The organism is Deinococcus malanensis (assembly GCF_014647655.1).
Taxonomy (GTDB): Bacteria; Deinococcota; Deinococci; order Deinococcales; family Deinococcaceae; genus Deinococcus; species Deinococcus malanensis.
On record NZ_BMPP01000065.1, the window covers coordinates 1 to 772 of the forward strand.

General features: G+C 62.7%; 1 protein-coding gene. It reads left to right on the forward strand.

The window, feature by feature from the left end; all coding sequences use genetic code 11:
* The first annotated feature begins 153 nt into the window (after positions 1-153).
* Positions 154-576: a response regulator gene (locus IEY49_RS21235; protein ID WP_189012392.1), complete on the forward strand. Its 423-nt coding sequence runs from the start codon at positions 154-156 to the stop codon at positions 574-576.
* Positions 577-772 lie beyond the last annotated feature (196 nt).

Consider the following 772-nt stretch of genomic DNA (forward strand, 5'->3'; position numbering starts at 1 on the left):
CATGCTCAGGGGTGCCCCGTGCAGCTTCAGAGAAGCGGACTACCCCGTCCAGACCTTCCTGGTGAGGGAAATGCTTGCCGGAAGGCAGGTTCGACCAGTAAGCAGTTTCCCGTCTCGCCCTGACCGTCACACCCAGCCCGGGGGTGAACCGCGATGTTCCACGTCCTGATGGTGGAAGACAGCCCGTCCGATGTGTTGCTGATGGAAGACGTCCTGGAAGACTTCCACCCTCACGTGACGCTGCACGTCGTCACGGACGGCGTGGATGCCCTGGCGTTCCTGCACCGTCAGGCGCCGTATGAACGGGTTCCCCGACCGCACGTCGTTCTGCTGGATGGACACACGCCCCGCATGGACGCCGTGGAAGTCCTGACCGTCCTGCGGCAGGACGAGGCGTTCCGGGAGCTGCCGGTGCTGGTCTTCAGCGGCTCGGGAGCCGAGGCGGACGTGCACAATTGCCTGCTAGCGGGGGCCACGGACTACATCACCAAACCCATGGGTGTGGAGGCATACACGGACGTCGTGCATCGAACGCTCGCTTTCTGGTGCAGCAGAGTGAGTACCGAACCATCCTGAAGCGTCCCACAGCTGGAGAAGACAGCTGGCCAGGCGATGAAAGGAACGGTCCTGGGGCGTTACCTGGTTGATTGGGGGGAAGAAGGAGCCGCAGGTTTCCACTCTCCCGTCATCACGTCCATCTCAAGCGGGTACAGCGCGAAAGGAATGTTCTGCGCCCAGGCTCGTCTTGCGGCCTTGGCCTGATACATCGCCT